Origin of the sequence: Nostoc sp. GT001 (genome assembly GCF_030382115.1) — a bacterium.
GTDB lineage: Bacteria > Cyanobacteriota > Cyanobacteriia > Cyanobacteriales > Nostocaceae > Nostoc.
The window spans coordinates 5,539,413-5,561,933 of sequence record NZ_JAUDRJ010000003.1 but is presented as its reverse complement, the minus strand read 5'-3'; the positions used below and the strand labels follow the sequence as shown (position 1 = coordinate 5,561,933).

The 22,521-nt window shown below is 40.1% G+C and carries 17 protein-coding genes and 2 pseudogenes; 9 read left to right on the top strand and 10 right to left on the bottom strand.

Annotated features, from left to right (window positions below):
* The first annotated feature begins 7 nt into the window (after window positions 1-7).
* The gene (locus QUD05_RS26375; protein WP_289798671.1) at window positions 8-3,892 is read left to right on the top strand and encodes a replicative DNA helicase; all 3,885 of its coding nucleotides are present in this window, start codon (window positions 8-10) and stop codon (window positions 3,890-3,892) included.
* A 54-nt stretch (window positions 3,893-3,946) separates the two neighbouring features.
* On the opposite strand, the gene QUD05_RS26370 is transcribed toward QUD05_RS26375, so the two are convergent.
* From QUD05_RS26370 to QUD05_RS26360, 3 genes are all read right to left on the bottom strand, one after another.
* Window positions 3,947-4,468, bottom strand: coding sequence for an FKBP-type peptidyl-prolyl cis-trans isomerase (locus tag QUD05_RS26370; RefSeq protein ID WP_289798670.1), 522 nt, complete (start codon window positions 4,466-4,468; stop codon window positions 3,947-3,949).
* A gap of 78 nt (window positions 4,469-4,546) precedes the next feature.
* A complete protein-coding gene (locus QUD05_RS26365) occupies window positions 4,547-4,870 on the bottom strand; it encodes a phasin family protein (protein WP_094352173.1) in 324 nt (107 codons plus the stop codon).
* A 340-nt stretch (window positions 4,871-5,210) separates the two neighbouring features.
* The gene (locus QUD05_RS26360; protein WP_094352174.1) at window positions 5,211-5,621 is read right to left on the bottom strand and encodes a 2TM domain-containing protein; all 411 of its coding nucleotides are present in this window, start codon (window positions 5,619-5,621) and stop codon (window positions 5,211-5,213) included.
* 515 nt (window positions 5,622-6,136) lie between these two features.
* Here QUD05_RS26360 and QUD05_RS26355 point away from each other — a divergent pair.
* Both QUD05_RS26355 and QUD05_RS26350 read left to right on the top strand, forming a co-directional pair.
* Window positions 6,137-7,022, top strand: a pseudogene (locus tag QUD05_RS26355) (ParA family protein).
* A 430-nt stretch (window positions 7,023-7,452) separates the two neighbouring features.
* Window positions 7,453-10,836, top strand: a complete 3,384-nt coding sequence (locus tag QUD05_RS26350; RefSeq protein WP_289798669.1) for an EAL domain-containing protein — start codon at window positions 7,453-7,455, stop codon at window positions 10,834-10,836.
* Window positions 10,837-10,910: 74 nt separating this feature from the next.
* Here QUD05_RS26350 and QUD05_RS26345 read toward each other — a convergent pair whose 3' ends face one another.
* Window positions 10,911-12,062: a histidine decarboxylase gene (locus tag QUD05_RS26345; protein ID WP_289798668.1), complete on the bottom strand. Its 1,152-nt coding sequence runs from the start codon at window positions 12,060-12,062 to the stop codon at window positions 10,911-10,913.
* A 446-nt stretch (window positions 12,063-12,508) separates the two neighbouring features.
* On the bottom strand, window positions 12,509-12,685 hold the full coding sequence (locus tag QUD05_RS26340) for a hypothetical protein (protein ID WP_289798667.1): 177 nt from the start codon (window positions 12,683-12,685) through the stop codon (window positions 12,509-12,511).
* Window positions 12,686-13,263: 578 nt separating this feature from the next.
* On the opposite strand from QUD05_RS26340, the gene fldA reads away from it, so the two are divergent.
* The 4 genes from fldA to cydB all read left to right on the top strand — a co-directional run bounded on the left by fldA (window position 13,264) and on the right by cydB (window position 17,406).
* A complete protein-coding gene (gene fldA, locus QUD05_RS26335; RefSeq protein ID WP_289798666.1) occupies window positions 13,264-13,776 on the top strand; it encodes a flavodoxin FldA in 513 nt (170 codons plus the stop codon).
* 67 nt (window positions 13,777-13,843) lie between these two features.
* Window positions 13,844-14,596, top strand: coding sequence for an alpha/beta fold hydrolase (locus QUD05_RS26330; RefSeq protein ID WP_289798665.1), 753 nt, complete (start codon window positions 13,844-13,846; stop codon window positions 14,594-14,596).
* A 230-nt stretch (window positions 14,597-14,826) separates the two neighbouring features.
* Complete coding sequence (locus QUD05_RS26325) at window positions 14,827-16,269, top strand: cytochrome ubiquinol oxidase subunit I (RefSeq protein ID WP_289798664.1); 1,443 nt, start codon at window positions 14,827-14,829, stop codon at window positions 16,267-16,269.
* A gap of 93 nt (window positions 16,270-16,362) precedes the next feature.
* A complete protein-coding gene (cydB, locus tag QUD05_RS26320; protein ID WP_289798663.1) occupies window positions 16,363-17,406 on the top strand; it encodes a cytochrome d ubiquinol oxidase subunit II in 1,044 nt (347 codons plus the stop codon).
* A gap of 14 nt (window positions 17,407-17,420) precedes the next feature.
* Here the strand turns inward: cydB and QUD05_RS26315 are convergent, their stop codons facing one another.
* Together QUD05_RS26315 and QUD05_RS34525 are read right to left on the bottom strand one after the other, a co-directional pair.
* Window positions 17,421-18,509: an ABC transporter ATP-binding protein gene (locus QUD05_RS26315; protein ID WP_502911414.1), complete on the bottom strand. Its 1,089-nt coding sequence runs from the start codon at window positions 18,507-18,509 to the stop codon at window positions 17,421-17,423.
* A complete protein-coding gene (locus tag QUD05_RS34525; RefSeq protein WP_502911413.1) occupies window positions 18,496-18,756 on the bottom strand; it encodes an ATP-binding cassette domain-containing protein in 261 nt (86 codons plus the stop codon). The genes QUD05_RS26315 and QUD05_RS34525 overlap by 14 nt, the downstream gene beginning before the upstream one ends.
* 248 nt (window positions 18,757-19,004) lie before the next feature.
* Here QUD05_RS34525 and QUD05_RS26310 point away from each other — a divergent pair.
* A pseudogene (locus QUD05_RS26310) lies at window positions 19,005-19,588 on the top strand (FAD-dependent monooxygenase).
* Between the two features lie 418 nt (window positions 19,589-20,006).
* Entirely contained in the window at window positions 20,007-20,582 is a 576-nt protein-coding gene (locus tag QUD05_RS26305) for a single-stranded DNA-binding protein (RefSeq protein WP_289798662.1), read from the top strand.
* A 209-nt stretch (window positions 20,583-20,791) separates the two neighbouring features.
* Here QUD05_RS26305 and QUD05_RS26300 read toward each other — a convergent pair whose 3' ends face one another.
* The 3 genes from QUD05_RS26300 to QUD05_RS26290 form a co-directional block, all read right to left on the bottom strand.
* Window positions 20,792-21,073: a type II toxin-antitoxin system RelE/ParE family toxin gene (locus QUD05_RS26300; protein WP_354666189.1), complete on the bottom strand. Its 282-nt coding sequence runs from the start codon at window positions 21,071-21,073 to the stop codon at window positions 20,792-20,794.
* Window positions 21,054-21,284 carry a hypothetical protein gene (locus tag QUD05_RS26295; RefSeq protein WP_289798660.1) on the bottom strand — a complete coding sequence of 77 codons (231 nt, stop codon included), beginning with the start codon at window positions 21,282-21,284 and terminating at the stop codon, window positions 21,054-21,056. Before QUD05_RS26295 ends, QUD05_RS26300 begins: the two co-directional genes overlap by 20 nt.
* Before the next feature lie 393 nt (window positions 21,285-21,677).
* The gene (locus tag QUD05_RS26290; protein ID WP_289798659.1) at window positions 21,678-22,499 is read right to left on the bottom strand and encodes an NACHT C-terminal helical domain 2-containing protein; all 822 of its coding nucleotides are present in this window, start codon (window positions 22,497-22,499) and stop codon (window positions 21,678-21,680) included.
* Window positions 22,500-22,521 lie beyond the last annotated feature (22 nt).

Genomic DNA, 22,521 nt, shown 5'->3' with positions numbered 1-22,521 from the left:
ATCGTTTATGGCTGAAGAATTGAGTTTTCAAGGCGATGGTAGCAATCGCCTCCCACCACAAAATATTGAGGCGGAAGAAGCGATTTTGGGTGGTATTTTGCTAGATCCAGAAGCGATTAGTCGAGTTAGCGATCGCCTTCTTCCTGAAGCTTTTTACATTAGCGCTCACAAAGATATTTATCAAGCAGCTGTGAGGCTCCATGCCCAAGGTAAACCCACAGATTTGCTCTCAGTCACAAGTTGGTTGACTGACCACGAGTTACTGGCTCGAATTGGTGGCAGAAATAAATTAGCAACTCTGGTAGACCGCACAGTGTCAGCGGTGAACATCGACGGGTTAGCCGGGTTGGTGATGGAAAAATACCTGCGGCGACAGTTAATTAAAGCTGGCAATGAAATTGTACATCTTGGTTACGAGACAGAAACCGAGTTACCACAGGTTTTAGATCAAGCAGAACAGAAAGTATTCGGCGTTACTCAAGAGCGTCCCCAATCGGGTTTAGTTCACATTTCTGATACTCTAATTAATAATTTTCAGGATATTGAAGATCGAAATCAAGGCATCGCCTTACCTGGAATTCCCTGCGGATTTTACGATTTAGATGCCATGACTAGCGGCTTTCAGCGTTCTGATTTGATTATTATCGCGGGCCGCCCATCAATGGGGAAATGTTTGCATGAAAATGTGGAAATACTTTTGAGTGACGGGAGTATCTCAACTATTAAAGAAATATATCATCGTCGGCAAGCTGAGTTAATAACTTTAGGAAATGATTGGAAGTTTCATTTAACTCAAGCTTCAGCCTTTGTTAATGACGGCATTAAACCAGTTTTTAGTGTTACTACTCGCTTAGGACGATATATTGAAAGTACTATCACCCATCCTTATTTAACCATCAATGGATGGCGACAACTTTCAGAATTAAGAGTAGGGGATAAAATTGCTGTAGCTCGTAAACTTAATGTATTTGGTACAGAAACTATCCGCGAGTGTGAAGTTAAATTATTGGCATATTTCATAGGTGATGGATGCTTAACAGATTCAACACCAGAATTTACTAATATTAACTCTCGCATCCAAAATGATTTCACAGACGCTGTTATCAGCTTTTCACCCAAGTTGAAAGTTAGGATAGAAATTAGGAGTGAACGCACCCCAATACTCTATGCAGCTATGTCTCAAGGGCAAAAGAATCCTTTAACAACATGGTTGGAAAACATAGGACTATGGGGCAAAAAAGCTGATGCCAAAATCATTCCGCAAGCTATTTTTAAATTGGAGCGATCGCAAGTTTCCTTATTCCTCAATCGTTTATTTGCAACCGATGGATGGGCTACAGTACTTACAAGCGGTCAATCGCAGTTAGGCTACTGTACTGTCAGCGAAAAATTAGCTAGACAAATACAACATTTGTTATTGCGATTTGGAATTATTGCCAGTCTGAAAAAACGCTCTGTGAAATATAAAGACACTCGCAGACAAGCTTGGCAATTAGATATTACTGATGCCCAGAGCATCAAAAATTTTATCTCAGAAATTGGTATTTTTGGCAAAGAAGAGGCATTAACTAAAGTCGCAGATGCAATAGCTAAAAAGAGATATCAAACAAATCGTGACCTCATTCCAATAGAAATTTGGGAACAGATAACAACAGCTAAAGGTAATGAACCTTGGACTTTTTTAGCTCAACGTGCCGGAATTCAAGGGTATTCAAATATCCATGTTGGGAAACGTGCTTTAACACGAGAAAGGCTTTGGATATTAGCAAGTACTTTAGAAAATTCGCCACTTCAACAGTTAGCAGCGAGTGATGTGTACTGGGATGAAATAGTTTCGATTGAATCGATGGGATGCAAACAAGTTTATGACTTAACAATCCCAGAAACACACAATTTTGTCGCCAATGATATCTGTGTTCACAATACCGCGTTCTGTCTGAATCTAGCTCATAATATCGCTGCTTCTTATAAATTACCAGTTGCTTTTTTTAGCTTGGAAATGTCCAAAGAGCAACTGACGCAACGTCTATTAGCTAGTGAAGCGCAAATTGAAAGTAGTTATTTGCGAACTGGTCGCCTGAGTCAAACGCAGTGGGAACCTTTAAGCCGCGCTATTGGTATCCTCTCCGAGATGCCAATTTATATTGATGACACGCCGAATATTACAGTTACACAAATGCGTAGTCAATCAAGAAGACTGCAAGCTGAAATTGGCACTGAATTAGGATTAATTGTAATAGATTACTTGCAATTGATGGAAGGAGCAGGTGATAATCGCGTACAAGAATTATCAAAAATTACGCGTCAACTCAAAGGTTTAGCGCGGGAATTATCTGTTCCAGTTATTGCCTTATCTCAGTTGAGTCGAGGAGTGGAAGCACGCACAAACAAGCGTCCAATGTTATCTGATTTGAGAGAATCCGGTTGTTTGGCAGGTGATACTTTGGTAACATTAGCTCCAGACGGACTGCAAGTACCAATTAAGGAATTAGCAGGTAAATCTGGTTTTGCAGTTTGGGCGTTGAACGAAGCTACAATGCAGCTAGAAAAAGCAATTGTTAGCAATGCTTTTTCTACTGGTGTAAAGCCTCTGTTTACTTTAACAACTCGATTGGGTCGAAAAATCCGTGCCACAGGTAATCACAAATTTTTAACAATTAATGGCTGGAAAAGACTTGATGAATTAACTCCTAAACAACATCTATGTTTACCAAGACATCTTCCTAGTTCTGGTAAACAAACCATGACTTATGCGGAAGTTGCATTATTAGGACATTTAATTGGCGACGGTTGTACATTACCACGTCATGCCATACAGTACACTACCAGAGAGATAGATTTAGCTCAGAATGTTGCTTTCTTGGCAACAGAAGTTTTTGGAGATTCAATTGTTCCTAGAATTTCACCTGAACGTGGGTGGTATCAAGTTTACTTATCCGCAGCACAGAATCTAACTCATCATGTAAGAAATCCAATAGCCAAATGGCTAGACTCTCTCGGTGTTTTTGGTTTAAGGTCTTATGAAAAATTTGTACCTCAAGAATTGTTCTCACAACCTCAAGAGTTAATAAGTTGCTTTTTAAGACACCTTTGGAGTACAGATGGCTGTATAAAATTGGTTGCAGGAAAAAACTTAAGACCTATTGCATATTATGCAACGAGTAGCCAGAGACTAGCTTTTGATATACAGACACTTTTATTAAGACTTGGCATTAACGCAACACTAAGGACAGTTCCTCAAGTTGGGAAAGGCAGAAATCAACATCATGTAATAATCACTGGTAAGCCCGATCTCCAGTTGTTTATTATTCATGTTGGAGCAGTTGGAGAATATAAGCTACGTTCACTCCAAGATATTTTCCAACACCTTGAAAACAGTATTCACAACCCTAATAGAGATATAATTCCGAAGGATGTTTGGAAAATAGAGGTTGTACCTGCAATGCAGGCTATTGGCTTCACCACACGGATATTGCAAGCCTCTATTGGAATTTCGTATTGTGGCTCTACTCTTTACAAAGTAAATTTAAGTCGGGAAAGAGCTTTAAAAGTCGGCAAAGTTGTTCAATCATCTAAACTCGTTACTCTTGCCAAAAGTGATGTTTATTGGGACGAAATAATTTCAATTGAATATAGCGGCGAGGAAGAAGTCTTTGATCTTACGGTTCCTGGTTTGCATAACTTTGTTGCGAATAACATCATAGTTCACAATTCGATCGAACAGGACGCGGATTTAGTAATAATGTTATACCGCGACGAGTACTACTCTCCCGATACTCCCGATCGCGGTATTGCAGAAGTTATTATAGCTAAACACCGCAACGGGCCTACGGGTACAGCGAAACTTTTGTTCAATCCACAGTTTACAAAGTTTCAAAATTTAAAAATTTAGCCATTGAATTGGGGACTGGGAACTGGGAGAAACCAATGCCCAATGCCCCAATCCCTATTTAACTCCCAGCAATTCCACTTCAAAGATTAGAGTTGCATTGGGTGGAATCACGCCACCAGCACCACGAGCGCCATAGCCTAAATCAGATGGGATGATTAACTTACGAAGACCGCCTACTTTCATGGTGCTAAGTCCTTCATCCCAACCTTTGATTACCTGTCCAGCACCGATTTTAAAGCTGAAGGGTTGACCGCGATCGCGTGAACTATCAAACTGAGTACCATTTTCTAAAGTGCCGACATAGTGAACTTCAACCGTTTGTCCAGGTTTAGGAGTTGCCCCAGTCCCCTCTTTTAACTCCACATACTTTAATCCAGAGGGAGTGGTTACGGCATTAGCATCAGACATAGTATTACTCGCAATTAAGATATTGTTTTCAGTTACAGTTGTGGATACTGGCGGCGTTTGGGTTAACTCGGCAGCAATGGCAGTATTCTGTTTACTTCCTACTTGCCCCACAACCAAAAGCACAACACACACCAGCATGAACGCCACGCTGAGGAAAATTGGTTTCAAAATCAGTTCTCCTTACTTAGGTATCCTGGCAAAAAGATTACCAACAGGACACATTTAGTTTAAATCACAAAGGACATTCTAACGCCAAAGCTTATTTTCTAAATCGCGCAATTGCCGCTCTAAACGGTCTATTCTACCCCTCAGCTCGTCCACTTCTGACTGGCGAGCCACCCCCAAATCCTGCATCATATTTCGCATTTGCCGTTGCATTTGCACATCGAAGTTTCCCTGTTCCGACTTTAACTGCTGGGCAATATCATCTATTACCGCCTTGGCTTGCTCAGGATTGAGCTTACCGTCTTTGACTAAATCATCGCTGACTTGCCGCAGTTTTTCTGCGACTATAGACGTTGTACCAAGACCCACCATCATTAGCTGTTGCAACCAGTTGTTATTGTCCATATTCCCTTCCTTTTATCTTATTAACCAGCCGACCCTTGCTCCTGAGTTTAGGCAATCAAGCTTTTTAAAGCGTAGTTATTCTAGCCTACAGCTTTATTTTGGCAAATTGGCAAGCACAAGGATAAGGATCAAAGGGCGTGATTACACAACTCCTTAAGTTTAAGGTTGCCCAAATTTACCTATTTTGCGATGTCAGAGGCAATTCCCTATAAATTACAAATCTCACACTCACCCCTGGCAGTGAATGTGAGTAGTTCATGAGAAGATTTTATCTAGAAGGAGGCACAAATTTAGACAACAGCGATCGCTGAATATCTAAGATTGATCGTTCAAGGAGAAGTTAAATTTGTGTACGCCATTTCTGAAAAGCGATTTCGTAATCCTCTGATTTACTCTGATAAACACTCCACCAATGAAAAAATAATCCTAACCCCCATCCTAATACTGGGAAAATAGCCCAAAAATAACTAGGACTAGTGATTAAATTTAAGAGAATGAGGAATAAATTCACTGCTAGGAAAGAAACAAAGTGTGTCCAAAAGGCTCTGCGTCGGAAAGTATTAAATCTGTGTCGTAAACGTTCCTCTTCTTGTTGAGCCAACCACTTTTGTTCAGTTGCTTCCAAAATATTAGAAGAAATACCTAACTCAGATGCCATTTCTAAAAGCTGTTCTCGTGAAAATTCACCTTTGTCTTTACGAGTGAGTGCTTTTTGCAGTATTTGTTCTACATCTTCTGAATCGTAAGTCATTTTAATTACCTTATAAGTTTGTGTGTAAATGCGCCTTTGATTTCACGAAATTATCGATCGGCTTCGTTCAATTCAATTAGCAAATGCATCCACATTTTGCACCCAATACTTAGTGATATTCACAACACTATTATTTTCTCACAATTGATTTAAGGCTACTGTATTTGTCAATACCTCTATAATTGCTTTAATGAGAGCGATCGCTCTTACGACATTAAGCCAAACATTATCATTATGGAGCAAAGGATTCTCCTAGAACAATTCCAGCTAAAAACCCAACTACATATTGCTGCCTCATCGAGTCAACATCGCTGAAATCAATATTTTGAATTTCCAAAAATATTAAATTTAATGGAAGATTTAAGATATTAGCAGGGGTGTACGCTACCTAGTAGTCTGTCAAGTTTGATTTGATCGGTTCGTAGTTTGTGCTTTAGCGTTAACTAGAAAACAATCCGCACCCCTCAATTATTTCTTGACAGACAGTGGGAATGCGTCAATAGAGGACTCAATCAATGGGATATGTAATTGCTACTGCCAATATGAAAGGTGGTGTTGGTAAAACCACCCTCACGGTCAACTTAGCTACCTGTTTAGCTAAAAATCATGGCAAGCGGGTGCTGGTTCTTGATTTAGACAGCCAAATTAGCGCCACACTCAGTTTGATGTCGCCTTTAGATTTTGCCAAGCTTCGTAAACAAAGTAAGACATTTAGGTATCTGATAGACGAAGTTATCAATCCAGATCCCCAAGCAAAATTCACAATTCAGGATATTGTTCAATCCCAGGTTTGTAATCTTCCTGGACTAGATTTATTACCCGGAGACATCGATTTATATGATGAATTTGTTGTTTCAGAAATGCTGCATCAGCAAGCAACTGCTTTAGGCGAACAGGACTTTGAAACGATTTGGAATCGCTTTGAAAGGGTCTTAATCAATAACATCTTAAAACCAGTACGTCAAGAATATGATTTTATCCTTCTCGATTGCGCCCCTGGCTATAATCTATTGACTCGTAGTGCTTTAGCCGCCAGCGATTTCTACATACTTCCTGCTAAACCCGAACCATTATCTGTAGTGGGTATTCAACTGCTAGAAAGACGAATTGCCCAATTAAAAGATAGTCACGGACATGAAACCAAGATAGATATAAAAATGTTGGGAATTGTATTTAGTATGTCCAGTGCTAACCTGCTCACTGGTAGATACTATAAACAAGTAATGCACCGCGTTGTCGAAGATTTTGGTGTCGATAAAATTTGTAAGGTACAAATACCTAGTTGATGTCAATGTTGCTAAAGCTGTTGATAGTTTTATGCCAGCTGTTTTAAATGCTCCTCAATCAGCAGGTTCAAAAGCTTTCTTGCAATTAACTCAGGAGTTGTTGCAAAAGCTATAGCTCTAGTTAATCATTGATGAACAACATGATTTCTGATTTATGAAATTAGAGATATGAATGTAAAGACGTAGCAGTGCTACGTCTTCACAAGGGTTTCAGGCAATAAATAATTAATTTCTAGATGTCTATTAAATTAGGTTGGAAATCTGAACCTTTCGATTTTTACAAAGGTCTGAAGAAAGAGAATTTCTATTTACTCCTCGATAAACAAGCTACGTGGAACAAATCTCAAATTTCAAAGTTAAAATTCTTTCTTGAAGAAAAATACTTTAGGTATGGAGTAAATCTAAAATCTAAAATCTAAAATCTAAAATTACCAATTCAGTGACAAATGAGTTATCCTTTTCTAAAGTTCAGCAGTTATACGGAAGCTATAATCGGTGAGATTCAGCTATTGAGTGAAAAGGTCAGTAAATCTCACTAAGAAACAATGGTTAGTAACGATTCTGCACGGGCGGACAACAATCAGCACTTGCTAATGCGCCTACCACGGACTCTAAGTTATCTCGAAACCTGGGGCTTCGGGTTAACTGGTCATGTTGGATGGATTGGTACTGCCCCCATCATTCATGCAGCGTTAGGGCCGAAAGCTATCTTAGTTTGGTTTTTTGGCACGATTATTTCTTTCTTGCTTAACTTGCAGGTACAAAGTCTAGGTAAACATTGGTCAGATGTTGCCGGAGGAACACCAAACTATACCACAAGGCTATTAAAGAACTTCCCTGGCTTAGGCCGTTACGTAGCATTAGGATACTTTTTTAGCTGGGCAGCAGCACCAGCACTGTATGCAATTATTCTAACCAACCTAATTAAAGTCAATTTTGAAACATTAGGTATTTCTTGTCCAGAAACTTTCTTAAAAGTCTTATTTACAGCGATTCCATTTATTTTAGCCTTCAGTGGCACCCGTGCTTTGGCGCTTCTACATTTATTTTTTGTATTCCCAGCGATTTTATTACTGTTATTGTTTTGTGTTCAAGGTGTATTATGGTTAGCCTTTTCATCTCCTAGTTTTCAATTTTCCCCAACTAGCACACATAGCCTAAGCTTTGAAGAATGGACAAAGTGGTTTTTTCTAGCTAGCTATTCAATTTATGCTTGTGAAACCACTTCTTCTTTTATTGCTGATAGTCGCCATCCATATAAAACTTTAAAGTTTTTAACCGTAGCTGCTTGGTTAATTCCTCCGGTGTTTCTAGGTGGTTCTTGGGTATTAATGTGTTCGGCTCCCAATCCTAGAATAGGTGACGATGCGTTCTTAAATCTAGTAGCAGCTTCTAAGCCTTTTTGGGGTGAATTTGCCCCCTTTCTAGTAACACTTCTGATTACTATATCTTGCCTTCTAAGTTCTGCTACAGCAGTTTCTAACTCTCCTCGGATATTATACCAGCTTGCCTTAGACAGACAGCTTGCTCCGATATTTACATTAGTTTCCCGTCAAGGTGTCCTTGGTCCTGCTATTTTAGTTACCTTTCTCCTCAGTTTGCTTTGTCTAAATTTGGGAAATGTACCTCAACTTGTCACAGTAGCAGGCACCTGTTATCTCATGTCTATTATGGGTCTACATCTGGGATTATGGATGTGTCGTGGCAAAGCATACGTGTTATGGCCTTGGTGGTCACTTAGTTTTTTCTTGGTAGAGGCGGTAGTTTTAATAGTGGGAGGTTTAGCTTGGAACTGGAGAGATTTCTTAGCGGGATTATTATTACCCATTATTTTGATGAGCGGAGATTTAGTGCTACGTCGCTTAAGATTTGCGCCATTACATCCAAATTGGTGGACACAGCGTTACGATACTAAGTCTATTAGAAATAATCCAGATTTTGTAGTATTACAAGTGATTGTTTTAGTATCATTGATTTGTATTACTGCCACAATCAGTTGGGTTATTCGTGATTTTTTAGATAGACTTTCTAATAATCCTCAAAATTCTTTCCTTGCAATTTTATTAGTGACGCTTTCTTTTACGGGAGTTGCGATCGCTTGCTGGACAACTTTACCACAAATCATTGCTATTGATGAAGCGCGCAAACAAGCAAGAAACCTATTTATCACTACTCTAGATACGGTTCCAGATACTGTTTTAGTATTAGATGAAGACGGAAAAATTTCTCAGACAAATGCAGCTGCTGAAGAATTATTTCAAACAAGTATTCAGGAGTTACTTGGGCAAAACTTGAATCAACTTCTAATATGCTATCGCGGCAAACCGGAGCAATGGTCTACTAGAAGCGAGCAAAGCTTGAAAATTAACCAAGGTTTGCGAATTGTTGAATCGACGATTTCTCAGCCATTTAATTCTCTGCTACGAGAGTATATTGTTATTGTTCGTGACATCACTAAGCGGAAGCTAGCAGAGGAAGAATTAGTCCAGTATCGTTATCAGCTTGAGCAGTTGGTGCTAGAACGCACCATTGAACTTATTAGAGTTAATCAACAACTTCAACAAGACATTATTAAACGTCAAGAAGCACAAGAACAATTACTGCACAATAGCCTTCATGATGGGCTAACTGGATTACCTAATCAACGATTATTTATGGAGCGGGTGCAACAGGCAATAGAACAAGCTCAACAGCAAAATAATTATTTATTTGCTGTACTCTTCTTAGACCTAGACCGCTTTAAAGTAGTTAATGACAGCCTTGGACATCTACTAGGAAACCAACTTTTGATTGCAATTTCTCATCGGCTAAAGTCAGTTCTGCGAGGTGGAGACATAGTTGCCCGTTTTGGCGGAGATGAGTTCACAATCTTAATTGAGGAAATTGAGGATGTCAACACCGCAATACAGGTTGCCGAGCGAATTAAAAAGGTGTTAGCTTTGCCATTTCAATTAAATGAGCATCGGGTGTTTACTAATGTTAGTATTGGCATTGCTTTAAGTAGAGCAGATTATGAGCAAGCAGCGCAGATTTTACGCGATGCTGATGTGGCAATGTATTGTGCAAAATCACTTGGTAAGGCACGTTATGAGGTTTTTGATCCAAAGATGCACGAGGGTGCAGCTTTGCTCTTAGAGTTAGAAACTGCTCTGCGAAATGCGCTGCTCAAGCAAGAAGAATTTCGCCTTGATTATCAACCAATTGTTTCACTAACAACAGGCAAAATTATTGGATTTGAGGCACTGATACGTTGGTATCATCCAGAACGAGGACTTATTTCCCCTCAAGATTTTATTCCTTTGGCTGAGGAAACTGGAATGATTATTAGTATTGGTCAATGGGTGCTTTATGAAGCCTGTTACCAAATGCACAAATGGCATCAACAATTTCCTACCTCACAACCTCTGACGATTAGCGTAAATTTTTCTGGTAAACAAATTACGCAACCTGATGTGTTTAAACAGGTTAAACATATTTTGCAGCAAACTGGGCTGGAGCCATGCTGTTTGAAATTGGAGATTACTGAAAGCTTGTTGATGGATAATTTTGAATTAGCTACCACTGTGCTTTCCCAGTTAACAGCGCTGAATGTTGAAATGCACATGGATGATTTTGGAACTGGCTATTCATCCTTGAGTTATCTACATCGCCTACCAATCAAAACCATTAAAATTGACCGCTCTTTTGTCACCAGTATAGGTAGTCGAGGAGAAAACTTAGAAATTATTCGAGCGATTGTGACATTAGCCCATAATTTAAATATGTCTGTAACAGCAGAAGGCATAGAAACTGTAGACCAATTAGCACAATTGAAGGCTTTACAATGTGATTATGGGCAAGGGTATTTTTTCTTACCACCTATGGAACAGGCAGAAGTAGAAATACTACTTGCTGCTAATTTGTGCGGAAAAAACTTTTTAAAAAGATAAAATTTTGGGAGCAAATTCTGTTTAGAGAAACACTTTGTCAAACTGGGCAATAAATTTCACTTGACAATCTCTTCTTAGTGTCGGGATGATTGTAGTTGGAAATTGTCTACCTTATCGAGCAACCCTTCTTCTAACAAAAGCTCGTTAACAAAAGTATCTATTTTGTGCCGATCGATATTTTGCATGACTACAATGTGTACCCAATTTTCATAAATTGCTAACTGCCACTTTTTAATTAACCTTTGAGAAGGTTTTTGAAACACTACGGTATTAGAAAATTTATTGAGCATACATGGATATTCTCTGATTTTAAGTTGTTGGAAAAGATATTGCGCATTATCTATACAGGTATTTGCTTCTTTGGCTAATCCATCATAACCTCTGGTTTTTATTGCATACCAGAGAATCAGAGGGGTATGACCGTTTCTAGAACCGAGGATTGTTGTATCTGATGAACCAATATATTCAATTGCTGTTTCAACTTTTTCTACCCATTTTTTCTTAGTTAAAACTACACCGCAAGGCAAGGGAGAACCAATGAATTTAGCAGAAATAGCTATACTATCTATGGGTTTTTGAAAGTTAACTTGTGGAGCGCCATCTAGAAAGGGTAATATTAATCCTGAAAGGGCGGCATCACAATGAATGTAGTAATCTTTAATCTGATTGCGTTCTAAGATTTCGAGAACTTTGTCTAAGTTATCAATTGCGCCTTTGACAGTAGTCCCAATATTCAAATTGACGATCGCAGGATAATTGCGATTTTCGCTAATGAGTTGTTCAAAATGTTCATAATTCATCTCTCCATTAATTTGTGAGTTAACAACATTATGTTGAATGCGGAATAGTTTTGCTGCTTTTGGTATAGAGTAATGAGAGTCTTGTGATGAGTAAAGAATGCCATCGGGATAGATTTCTCTTGCTAAGAATATTCCATATAAATTACCTTCAGTTCCGCCAGCAGTAACATAACCCCAAAACTCATTTTCTGGAATTTTATAGAGTTGGGCAAAAAAAGATAATACTTCTTGCTCAAACTTACGAGAATGGAGACCAAAATCTGGTTCAATATATGGATCTCCAGCATTATTTAACAGAAGATTGAAAAATTTAGCGATCGCACTGTAATCACAACTTAAATTATATGGATAGCCTGCATGAAGCTGCGATCGCTGTTCTATTTGCAGCAGAAAATCAGCCAATTCCTTAGCGACTTTATTTGACATATCTTTGTATCTCTTAAATTTTGATTGAGTTAATGGATGTTTTAAACTACATTCTACGTATTAATCCATACCTTTAGACTTTCTTAATAATCTATTGGTTTGGCTCTTTAACTGAAGATAATACAGTGAAAATACTGATAAAGATTCAGTAATAATACCCAAATTTTTTCTGCGGAAGTATATTACACTTAGAACTTCTGCATAATACGAGATAACCATAATGCGTATTACGTAAAATATCTTTTCAGTCGTTGACTGCAACCTGATTTAATCACATATTTAACTTTGTGCCAGTTGCGTAATTTCTGGGAATGACTAGGCTATACAAGCGAAGTCCGCATAAGCGGACTTCATCAAGCTAAAAAGACATTTCCAGAAATTAAATATGCGTTATACAGAACCCTAATAGGGACTTAGTGCTGCTCGTCTCTATATTCTTTTTCACTTTAAGGTTGATACAAATAAGCAGCAGGGGAGTAGGCTTGCCGTGACTTGTGCCGATCATCTCTACTTACTTCGACTACGCTCAGTACAAGTCGCTCGATGGAACCGGAGCCGAGGTAGCCTACCCAAACGGGGTCAGAGGGGGAAAGAGTTAGAGATAAATCATTGGTATCAAGCATTTCGTGAAATGGTATTACAGCTGTTTTCAAGTAAATGAGGTACAGCAGGACTTGCCCATCAAGTTTCTACTTCCTTGCTCCTGCCTCAAAACCCGTAGCTTTGTACTTCATATAAAACAAAACTAAAACAAAACTGCTGTAAGCGATTAATCTACAAAGAACGTTAACGCAAAAATTAACGGGACCTTCCAAGATCAAGTCTTGGTTTATTCCGGGGGCTTTACGCATTACGACTCGTAAGTGCGAGGTTTCTGACCAATTAAGGTACGAGAATTCTTGCTGCCTCGTCTAGTTTTCGGTTTTTTTGCTGAAATACTTAACATAACTTTACTGCTATAAATGAAAAAGACTGTCAATAACTCTGGTACTATATCTTCAGAGTTATTGAGATTAATACTCATTAAGCAAGCCATGTATTTCAGCTATTTGCAAACTGTCTAAAAAGATAACGCTTTTGACTTGCGTGGCTGTTCAAACACTTGAGTCGATGTCTTGATGGGCAGAGAACGCTGGATTAACCAACCTCTCAGGGCGACTTTTCAGCAGAACACACAACTATTTATTTATCAGGTGTCAATATGTCAAAAAAAATTGGTTTGTTTTACGGTACTCAAACTGGCAACACTGAATCTGATGCTGAAAAAATTCGGGATGAGTTTGGTGATGATATTGTGACATTGCATCCCATTTACGAAGCGGATAGCAGCACTTTTGATGAGTATGACTTGCTAATTATTGGCTCTCCTACTTGGGATATTGGTCAACTTCAGAGCGATTGGGAAGGCTTTTTCTCCGATCTAGATCAAATAGATTTTAGTGGTAAGCTGGTTGCCTATTTTGGTGATGGAGACCAATATGGCTATAGCGATAACTTCCAGGATGCAATTGGAATTCTGGAAGAAAAAATTTCCCAACGGGGTGGTAAAACCGTTGGTTACTGGCCAACTGAGGGGTATGAATTCGATCAATCTAGAGCTTTGAGAAATGGCAAGTTTGTCGGATTGGCACTTGATGAAGGTAGTCAATCTGATTTAACAGATGAGCGAATTAAAACTTGGGTTGCTCAGTTGAAGACAGAGTTTGGTTTGTAGAGATTTGGGGCGCACAGCTAGCTGTGCGCCTTTGTTGAAGTTGATAATTTAGAAGTTATAGGTATTTATGTCTGATTCATTTGATATTTTATGGTTAAGTGCCAGTCCTGTTTTGCAGCGTTTTGATAAACCATTACTTGAATATTTATCTAGGTATATAAATGTCGCCCAGTGGGAATACCAGCAAACCAAAGATGAAGCAAGTTCCATAGATCAAGCTGTGGAGTTGCTATATGAGTTTTTAGAATGGCGCGATCGCCCTGTGCATTTAGCAGGACATGCTATGGGTGGTGCGATCGCCTTAACCTTTGCGCGGCGATTTCCGCAAAAAGTGCGATCGCTAACTCTGCTGGCTGTAGCAGCTCAACCTGCAAACAATTGGCAAGCTCACTATTACTTTCAACGACAACTTTTTAGCATTAGCCGTGAGTTAGTTTTGGCAAGCAGCGTTCGCAGTCTATTTGGAAATCAACCAGCTCATACCACTAAAAAGTTAGTAGCTGCCTTAGATAAAGATTTAGAACAATCTCCATCATCACACTCTTTATTTAAGTTGGTTTATTTACCCAAGGGTGGAGTTTCTATGCCAATGATGGTATGTGGTAGCAAGAGCGATCCGGTAGTCAACCCAACTGCATTACATGACTGGTTGAATTGGTTCAAGCCAGAAGATAAGCTCTGGGAATGCCCACAAGGGTATCATTTTTTTCACTACTTCTATCCTCAACAGGTTGGCGAACAGATTTTGAGTTTTTGGGAACGCCACCATCCGCATCTACTGGAAGCATCTGCACTATCTTTTAGCACTTCTACAAGTTAATAACTTTCAGAGTGCAATGTCTGAGGACAAACCTTACGGCTACGCACTTGTGAAATTTAGTGCAGCGATCGCTAATTAAAGTCTCACAAAATGCTTGTGTAGGCAGACTGAGTTACAACGGAGAAAATTTTCGTACTCCTCTTGTGTTCCCAGTGGTATCTTTAATGCATTCGGCTATAACCCAAAGATGCTGTGCAAGTAAAGATTTAAACGAATTCAGAGGTTAGTTCATGGATTTTCTCTCGGATACCGTTGCCTTATCGCGGATGCAGTTTGCACTGACGGCGATCTTTCACATGCTATGGCCTGTTCTCACCACTGGGATGGGGATTTATCTAGTCATAGTCGAAGGAATGTGGCTCAAAACACGCAATCCCGATTACTATCACCATGCTCGTTTCTGGGCAAAGCTATATGTGTTGAACTTCGGTATTGGTGTAGCATCCGGTTTGCCGATGGAGTTTCAATTTGGCACGAACTGGGCACCGTTTTCCGAAGCGGTAGGCGACTTTTTTGGCAGCATTTTAGGCTTTGAGGCTTCGATGGCATTCATGCTAGAAGCTGGATTTCTGGGGATTATGCTGTTTGGCTGGGAACGAGTCAACCCAGTGATTCACTATTTCGCCACGATTATGGTTGCCTTTGGCGCAAACCTATCTACCTTCTGGATTTTAGCGGCCAACTCTTGGTTACAGACTCCTGCTGGCGGAGAAATGGTGAATGGGAAGTTTGTTGTGGATGATTACTTTCAGGCAATTTTAAATCCCTTCATGCTCAACAGTGTCTCGCACATGTTTTTGGCGACGCTGGAAACTTCGCTGTTTGTGATTGGGGGAATTAGCGCTTGGTATATTCTCAACAAACGTCATCAGGCTTTCTTTGCGCGATCGCTTAAAATTGTCTTAGCAACTGCGATCGCAGTCACCCCATTACAAATCTATGTCGGACACCTCAGCGCCGAACAAGTAGCTGATTATCAACCTACCAAACTCGCGGCGATGGAGGCCAAGTGGGAAACCTCTCCAGCCGGACAGCCCGCGCCTTGGAGTGTGGTGGCATTACCCAATAATCAGACTGAGCAAAATGATTGGGAAATCTCAATTCCCAACGGCTTAGGCTATATTTTGGAATTTAAAAAGAACCTCTCTAAACCCGTTCTTGGACTGAAACATTGGAAGCCTGAAGATCGCCCCCGGATGGTGGGTTTGATTTATTATTCTTTCCGTATTATGAGCGGCATTGGCTTCTTCTTGGCTGGATTGATGGGACTCAGTGTGATTCAGTGGTTGCGGGGAAAACTCTCACCAGAAGCGATCGCCTCGCAGAAATGGCTACTGCGAATCTGGATTTTGGCGGCTCCATTGGGCTACATCGCCGTCGAATCAGGCTGGATTGTGCGTTGTGTTGGGCGGCAACCTTGGGTGCTTTATGGGCAAATTCGCACCGCAGACGGAGTTTCTCACCTACCTGCTAGTGAGGTGTTAACATCCTTGATCATTTTTACTGGAATTTATACAACCCTGTTTATTTGTGCTTTATTCTTTGGTAGTCGCATCATTCGTCAAGGCCCGAATCTGGAACTTCCGGTTCCAGGCGTTGACACCGAACCTGTCGCAGAAACTACTCCGGCTGAATTTGTTCCAGATCAACGTCCTGTAGAAGCAGAGCAATGAAATCAATTCGCAATTCGTAATTCGTAATTCGTAATTCGCAATTCGTAATTCGTAATGAAGAGTGCTGAGTATGGTAAATCAATAGGTAACTGTATGGAGAATCTGGAACACTTTTTAGCGCAGGTTTGGTTTGTCATTTTAGCTCTGTTTTTATTTCTCTACGTCATGTTAGACGGGTTTGATCTAGGCGTAGGCATCCTATCACTAACAAGTTCCAATGACGACCGACGCGACATCTTAATGACGAGTTTGGGTAATGTTTGGGATGCCAATGAAACCTGGTTGGTGTTGATGGGGGGTGCGTTGTTTGGGGCATTTCCTCTGGCTTATGGCACTATTTTAAATGCGCTCTACATTCCTATTTTTGGGATGATCTTTGGCTTGATTTTTCGGGCTGTGGCCTTTGAATTTCGAGAGCATTCTACAAACAAAGTGTTTTGGAATGTAGCGTTTGGAGTCGGTAGTTTCATGGCGGCGCTATTTCAAGGATTCGCCTTGGGCACGATTTTGGAAGGCATCAAGGTGGATGCAGCGGGTCACTTTATCGGCGGTATGTGGGATTGGTTCGATTGGCGATCGCTCCTGGTTGCCTTGACATTAATCCAGGGTTATGTATTGATTGGCTCCACCTATCTCATCTTAAAAACTGAGGGAGAACTACAAGCGTCCCATTACCGCACAGCCAAACTCGCTGCCTGGACAACGCTTTTAGGTGCAATCTTGATCACGATCGCCACCCCTGTTGTGTATGAAAATGCCAGGGCAAAGTTATTTCATCAGCCAGAAGTGTATCTATTTTCAATCATTCCAGTGTTAGGTGTGCTGCTGATTTGGTTATTGATTCAAAGCCTGAACCGCAAAGCAGAAACTACTCCCCTCGTTTGGACAGTACTGCTTTTTCTACTTAGCTTTGTTGGGTTAGGATTAGTTGTTTTTCCCTATATTATTCCTCCAGGTATCACAATTTATCAGGCAGCCGCAGCACCTAGCGCGTTAGTGTTTATGATTATCTTCATTGGATTTCTGATTCCCATTATGTTGTTCTACAACATCTACAATTACATTGTGTTTCGAGGGAAAGTTGCAGGTACACATTATGGNGGAATAGGTGACACAATTTTGGATTTTAGATTTTAGATTTTAGATTGATTCTAGGGAAATATCGCTAACTCAGTTTCCGGGTCAAAAAAGTGAATTTTCTCTGGAGTTAGAGATAACCAAAGTTGCTCGCCAGGTTGTACAAATCGGTCTGGTGGTATTCGCACTTGTAGGGAATTGGCTGTAGTAGCAGGTTGAGAACCAGGTTCGGCAATCTTAACAGCGAGAAAAGAATCGTTGCCGAGATTCTCTACCAAATCCACTTGCACTGGTAGATTTTTGGTAGCAGGCATACTCAAGTTTAAGTGTTCTGGACGAATACCTAAAATTAGAGTTTTCCCATCATATTTTTGTAAAGCTTTTCCCCAAATTTCTGGCAGAGTGAAACGCAACTGGGAATGAGTAATCAACTGCGGGGCATGAAATTCTACAGGAATAAAATTCATCGGTGGTGAACCAATGAATTCTGCTACAAAAAGATTAGCAGGACGGTTGTAAAGTTCTAAGGGAGAAGCAACTTGCTGAATTTTACCCTCAGACATAATTGCAATGCGATCGCCCATTGTCATCGCTTCTGTTTGATCGTGGGTAACGTAAATTGTCGTTGTCCCCAATTGGCGCTGCAATTTCACAATTTGGGCGCGGGTTTCCGCCCGCAGTTTGGCATCTAAGTTAGAAAGCGGTTCATCCATTAAGAATACTTGGGGGTCACGTGCGATCGCTCGTCCCAATGCAACCCGTTGTCTTTGTCCCCCAGATAGCTGTTTGGGTAAGCGATTCAACAAGGTTTCGATTTGCAACAGTTGGGCAACACTACGCACCTGCTGATCTACCGCCCGTTCTTTGTCAGAAGTGTAGCGCAATCCTTTAGGTAACTTTCTTGTCGCCCCCCCAAAAAGATTTTCCGCCCACGTCCGAAGATAGGGAGTATTTTCTCCTCTGCTCCTCTGGTTAATGAGCGCAGTCGAAGTATGCTCCTCTGCTCCCCTGCTTCCCCTACGCCGCAGCCCAAAAGCGATGTTGTCATACACCGTCATGTGAGGATAGAGGGCGTAATTTTGAAACACCATTGCGATGTCGCGTTCCTTGGGTGGTAAGTCATTGATTAAGCGATCGCCTATCCAGATATTACCGCCAGTCATCACTTCTAAGCCGTACGATTAGTCGCAGTAGAGTGCTTTTACCACAACCAGAAGGGCCTACCAGCACCATAAACTCACCATCTGCGATCGTCAGGTTAATCCGCCGCAAGACATTGACACTTCCCGCACGTTCCTGCGCTGCATCATTCTCCCCAGATGTGAGGGGAGATTGCGTTTGTGAGGTAACACTTTCCCCTTTACGCGGGGAAAAACTTTTATAAACGTTTTCTAAAACAACTTGAGACACAACTAATTATTGTCATTGGGGATTGGGCATTGGGCATGGGGGAGCCACTGCGGTCTTGGGGTTTCCCCAAGTGGAGCAAGTGGCGTCATTGGGCATTGGATTTGGACTAATGACTAATGACTAATGACCAATGACAGTTTAGCGCCCATCATAATACACCTTCAGGGTAAATACGAAAAGTTAAAAAAACAGCTTGCACTATCAAAAGCAAACTGTCCTGAATTTTAGGGCTATCAGGAGGTGTTGTTATGACTACCGATGTACCTAAAAATCTTTCCCAAGACCCAAGCGTTAATCCTGTCCATGACATTGTAGACCGACAAACCACAGATTGTTGCATTGTGGGTGGGGGACCAGCAGGAGCAGTATTGGCGCTGTTGTTAGCGCGTCAAGGCATTTCTGTGATGCTGCTGGAAGCACATAAAGACTTCGATCGCGATTTTCGCGGCGATACGATTCATCCATCAGTGATGGAAATTATGGAGGAATTGGGACTTAGCGATCGCTTGCTAAAACTCCCCCATACCAAAATGCGCCAAATTAGTATTCAAACTCCTCAAGATACTGTCACATTCGCAGATTTTAGTCATCTGAAAACCCATTATCCCTACAAGTACAACTTAGCGACTTAGCAAAAGTACAACGTCAACGCGAGTTGCCTACACGCATCATTCAGGCGTTTCAAACTTTGATCCAAAAGCGGGTATTGGCCCCGGTTATCACCTCAAATCGCACCTTTGTACCACCTGCGTTTTTGCGCTTACCCGTCTTGCGCAGCCTTCCAGCCAGGTTGATCGCCTTGGGTGTTTTTCCAGTTCACGTCAAGGCTTAATTTTTGGCAAGAATTTTTTCTATTTAATCAATGAGTGGTACAATCATACTACTCTATGCAGAATTGAATGCTCAATTTAGTCAAGCGAGGGTGGCGAACGGTATATTCAATGCTGTTCAAAGCAATCGCTTGGCTTTTATGCTAGAAATAACTAAAAAGAATTCAGCACCCAGGTGGTCGCCGAGCGTAGCCGAGGTGAGTCAAAAGTCAGAATTGATAAGCAGTTTAGTATGATTGGTATATTCATTCATCAAGTGTTCTTCTGACTCCTGAATTCTGACTCCTGAATTCTGTTAGAAAATTTGTTCAAACATTATTAAAAAATGCAAACAATTAAACCTATCTAGATATTAATTGGCACTACATAGAAAAACCCCTCTTTTTCAATCAGTACTTTTTGCAGTCAGGAGTAATTTTAATGAACAGCTGCGTCTTAATGGCGGAAATTATTAACGAGCCGCAACTCCGTTATACAGCGGATAATTTGGGAGTCACGGAAATGCTAGTGCAGTTTCCCAATTCCCAGAAACCAGAAGATCCGCCAGCCACGCTGAAAGTTGTCGGCTGGGGGAATTTAGCGACAGAAATTCAGCAAAATTACCACCAAGGCGATCGCGTCATCTTGGTAGGACGTTTAACTATGAATACTGTTGAGCGTCAAGAAGGTTTTAAAGAAAAACGCGCTGAATTGACGGTGCAACAAATTCAATCTGTTGGAGGTAGTTTTAATACCGATCCATCGCCCTCAGCAACCGTAACTCCATCATTCACTGAAACTGCTCCACGACAACCATCTCCAGCATCTCGTCCTGCCCAAAAAGACGTTCCCAGTTATGAGTCAACACTTCCAGCGCCTACCCCAGCTACAAATCCTGTTGGCGTTGCTCCCCAAGCGAAAACTTACGAACCCGTACCCCAACCCACAAATTATGAGCGAACCACTTATCCAGCAGTGAAAGAGCAAGAACCAGATCCAGATGATATCCCCTTCTAAAGTTGGTAATTGAGTGTGTATTCAATTTGCTAACTAACATTACGATTAGACAATTTTTACAAATAGCCATCCTTTAGGATGTGCTATTTTTTTTGTTTGCGTTGACGCTTTGCATCTAGTTATGAGACATCACTTAGTTTAACTATCGAGCAGTTAGGGATCAAGAATTTTAATTTCTAAATCCCAAGCTTCAGCCTCTATCTTACAATTTAATAAACTTCATCATGGCTGCCAATATCAATCAATAAAATAACCATTTCTAACAACTTATCATCCTCAGAGAAATTAAAGATAATTCTACAATCATAAGCAACAGAACAAGACCACAAACCCGCTAAATGTCCTGTTAACTTATGAGACTTCAAAGACGGTGTAAATGGATCATCTGCCAAAAGCCTTAATACATTAACAATTTGATTCTTTAATTGCGGGTTTTTCTTTGTAATCTTCCTAAAAGAGCGCTTAAATCCGCTACTCCAGACAACTTCCATCATCATCTCCGAGTAAATCAGCGATCAAATCATCAACGCTTCCCCTATAAGCTGTCCCATCCTTAAAAGCCTGCATTACTTCCTGAGCATTAGCCAAAATTTCAACCCGCCGATTCTCAATTCGTTGCTGGCGAAGAAACTCAAATAAATACTCTCGATCTTCTGTGGGCAAACTTTCAATAGAATTAATAATTTCTTGTAAAGTCATCATAGAACCTCCTAATCAAGTAAATCCTACCTTTACTAACTCTATTTTAATCTCTAAATCCAAAGCCTCAGCTTCTTACATTTGGTCAATTTTGGCAAGAATATGATATAATACACCCGCAGTAAGGGCAAATGTTTCTGGAGGGTAGAAGCAGGGATTAGCGATCGCTATTAGCTAAGGCATTGACTATGATGCTGGATTTGGAGATGTCTATCAAGAGAGGGGATGGGTTTAAGGATTTACTGCCAATAATTCTTAGTATTAGCAGGTTATTTAAGTTAACTTAAACTGAGAATTTTTGATTTTGGATTGTATGTTTGATTTTAGTCTAAAATCAAACATCAGTATATTATAAATCATTTAAAATTTCCTATGTTTACATTTATCATTTATAAACTAAACTTTTCTATAAGAGTGACTTTGCTCAATTTCAGCAATAGGTAATAGTAAGGTTCCCTCAACTTTCTCACGAATTGGGCGACTCATATAACAATCGCTATTAAGACAATCGACTAATAACTTATTCCCATCATAATATTGATTTAATAGTTTCATTTGTTGATTATTGAATTGCCAATCATATCCCAAGTTACGGAAATCAATGATTAATTTACATACCAGATTTCTTAATTTTTCAGCCCAATCTGGCCCTTTCTCCAACCACCAGTTTTCAAACGATATTCCAAAAATACCTGGATCGGGCAATTGTGCTTTAACTTCTAATAATAAATTAGACAGTAAACTATTAAGAGATAAGTTAGAATCGAACTCCTGTTGAGATTCTTGTTTTCTGAGTTCACTAAGGCGCTTGTCAAGAGTTTGAAGCTTTAATTCAATTTCTGAGCGTATCTCTTCAAAAATGCTTTCATCTTCAATTGTTATATATCCTATATCAATATTGGCTTTATCTAGTAAAAATTGTAACTTTTCTTTTAATTCCTCAATCTCTTCTTTGTCAGAATCTATCTTCTCATTTATTCCTTCAAGTTCATCATTAATTTCTTCTAATGTATCTTTAATTTCATCAATTTCATCTTCTTCGGCTTTTAATCGTTCTTTTTCAATGTCTTGAACTTGTTTTTTTAAAATTGCACGTTTTGCTTCAAGTTCTTCTATATCAGCCATATATTCAGTATTTTCAGTCTCAATTTCTAAAATATTGGAACTAATGTCTTCAAGCAAACCAAATTCATCTTCAATTGCCTCAATGGAAGTCATATTATCCAAATCATGAATTTCA

Coding starts and splice junctions, on each gene's coding strand:
- QUD05_RS26375 (WP_289798671.1), top strand. CDS start 8: ATGGCTGAAGAATTGAGTTTTCAAGGCGATGGTAGCAATCGCCTCCCA.
- QUD05_RS26365 (WP_094352173.1), bottom strand. CDS start 4,870: ATGGACAATAACAACTGGTTGCAACAGCTAATGATGGTGGGTCTTGGT.
- QUD05_RS26360 (WP_094352174.1), bottom strand. CDS start 5,621: ATGACTTACGATTCAGAAGATGTAGAACAAATACTGCAAAAAGCACTC.
- QUD05_RS26350 (WP_289798669.1), top strand. CDS start 7,453: ATGGTTAGTAACGATTCTGCACGGGCGGACAACAATCAGCACTTGCTA.
- QUD05_RS26345 (WP_289798668.1), bottom strand. CDS start 12,062: ATGTCAAATAAAGTCGCTAAGGAATTGGCTGATTTTCTGCTGCAAATA.
- QUD05_RS26340 (WP_289798667.1), bottom strand. CDS start 12,685: ATGCTTGATACCAATGATTTATCTCTAACTCTTTCCCCCTCTGACCCC.
- fldA (WP_289798666.1), top strand. CDS start 13,264: ATGTCAAAAAAAATTGGTTTGTTTTACGGTACTCAAACTGGCAACACT.
- QUD05_RS26330 (WP_289798665.1), top strand. CDS start 13,844: ATGTCTGATTCATTTGATATTTTATGGTTAAGTGCCAGTCCTGTTTTG.
- QUD05_RS26325 (WP_289798664.1), top strand. CDS start 14,827: ATGGATTTTCTCTCGGATACCGTTGCCTTATCGCGGATGCAGTTTGCA.
- QUD05_RS26315 (WP_502911414.1), bottom strand. CDS start 18,509: ATGACTGGCGGTAATATCTGGATAGGCGATCGCTTAATCAATGACTTA.
- QUD05_RS26305 (WP_289798662.1), top strand. CDS start 20,007: ATGAACAGCTGCGTCTTAATGGCGGAAATTATTAACGAGCCGCAACTC.
- QUD05_RS26300 (WP_354666189.1), bottom strand. CDS start 21,073: ATGGAAGTTGTCTGGAGTAGCGGATTTAAGCGCTCTTTTAGGAAGATT.
- QUD05_RS26295 (WP_289798660.1), bottom strand. CDS start 21,284: ATGATGACTTTACAAGAAATTATTAATTCTATTGAAAGTTTGCCCACA.
- QUD05_RS26290 (WP_289798659.1), bottom strand. CDS start 22,499: ATGACTTCCATTGAGGCAATTGAAGATGAATTTGGTTTGCTTGAAGAC.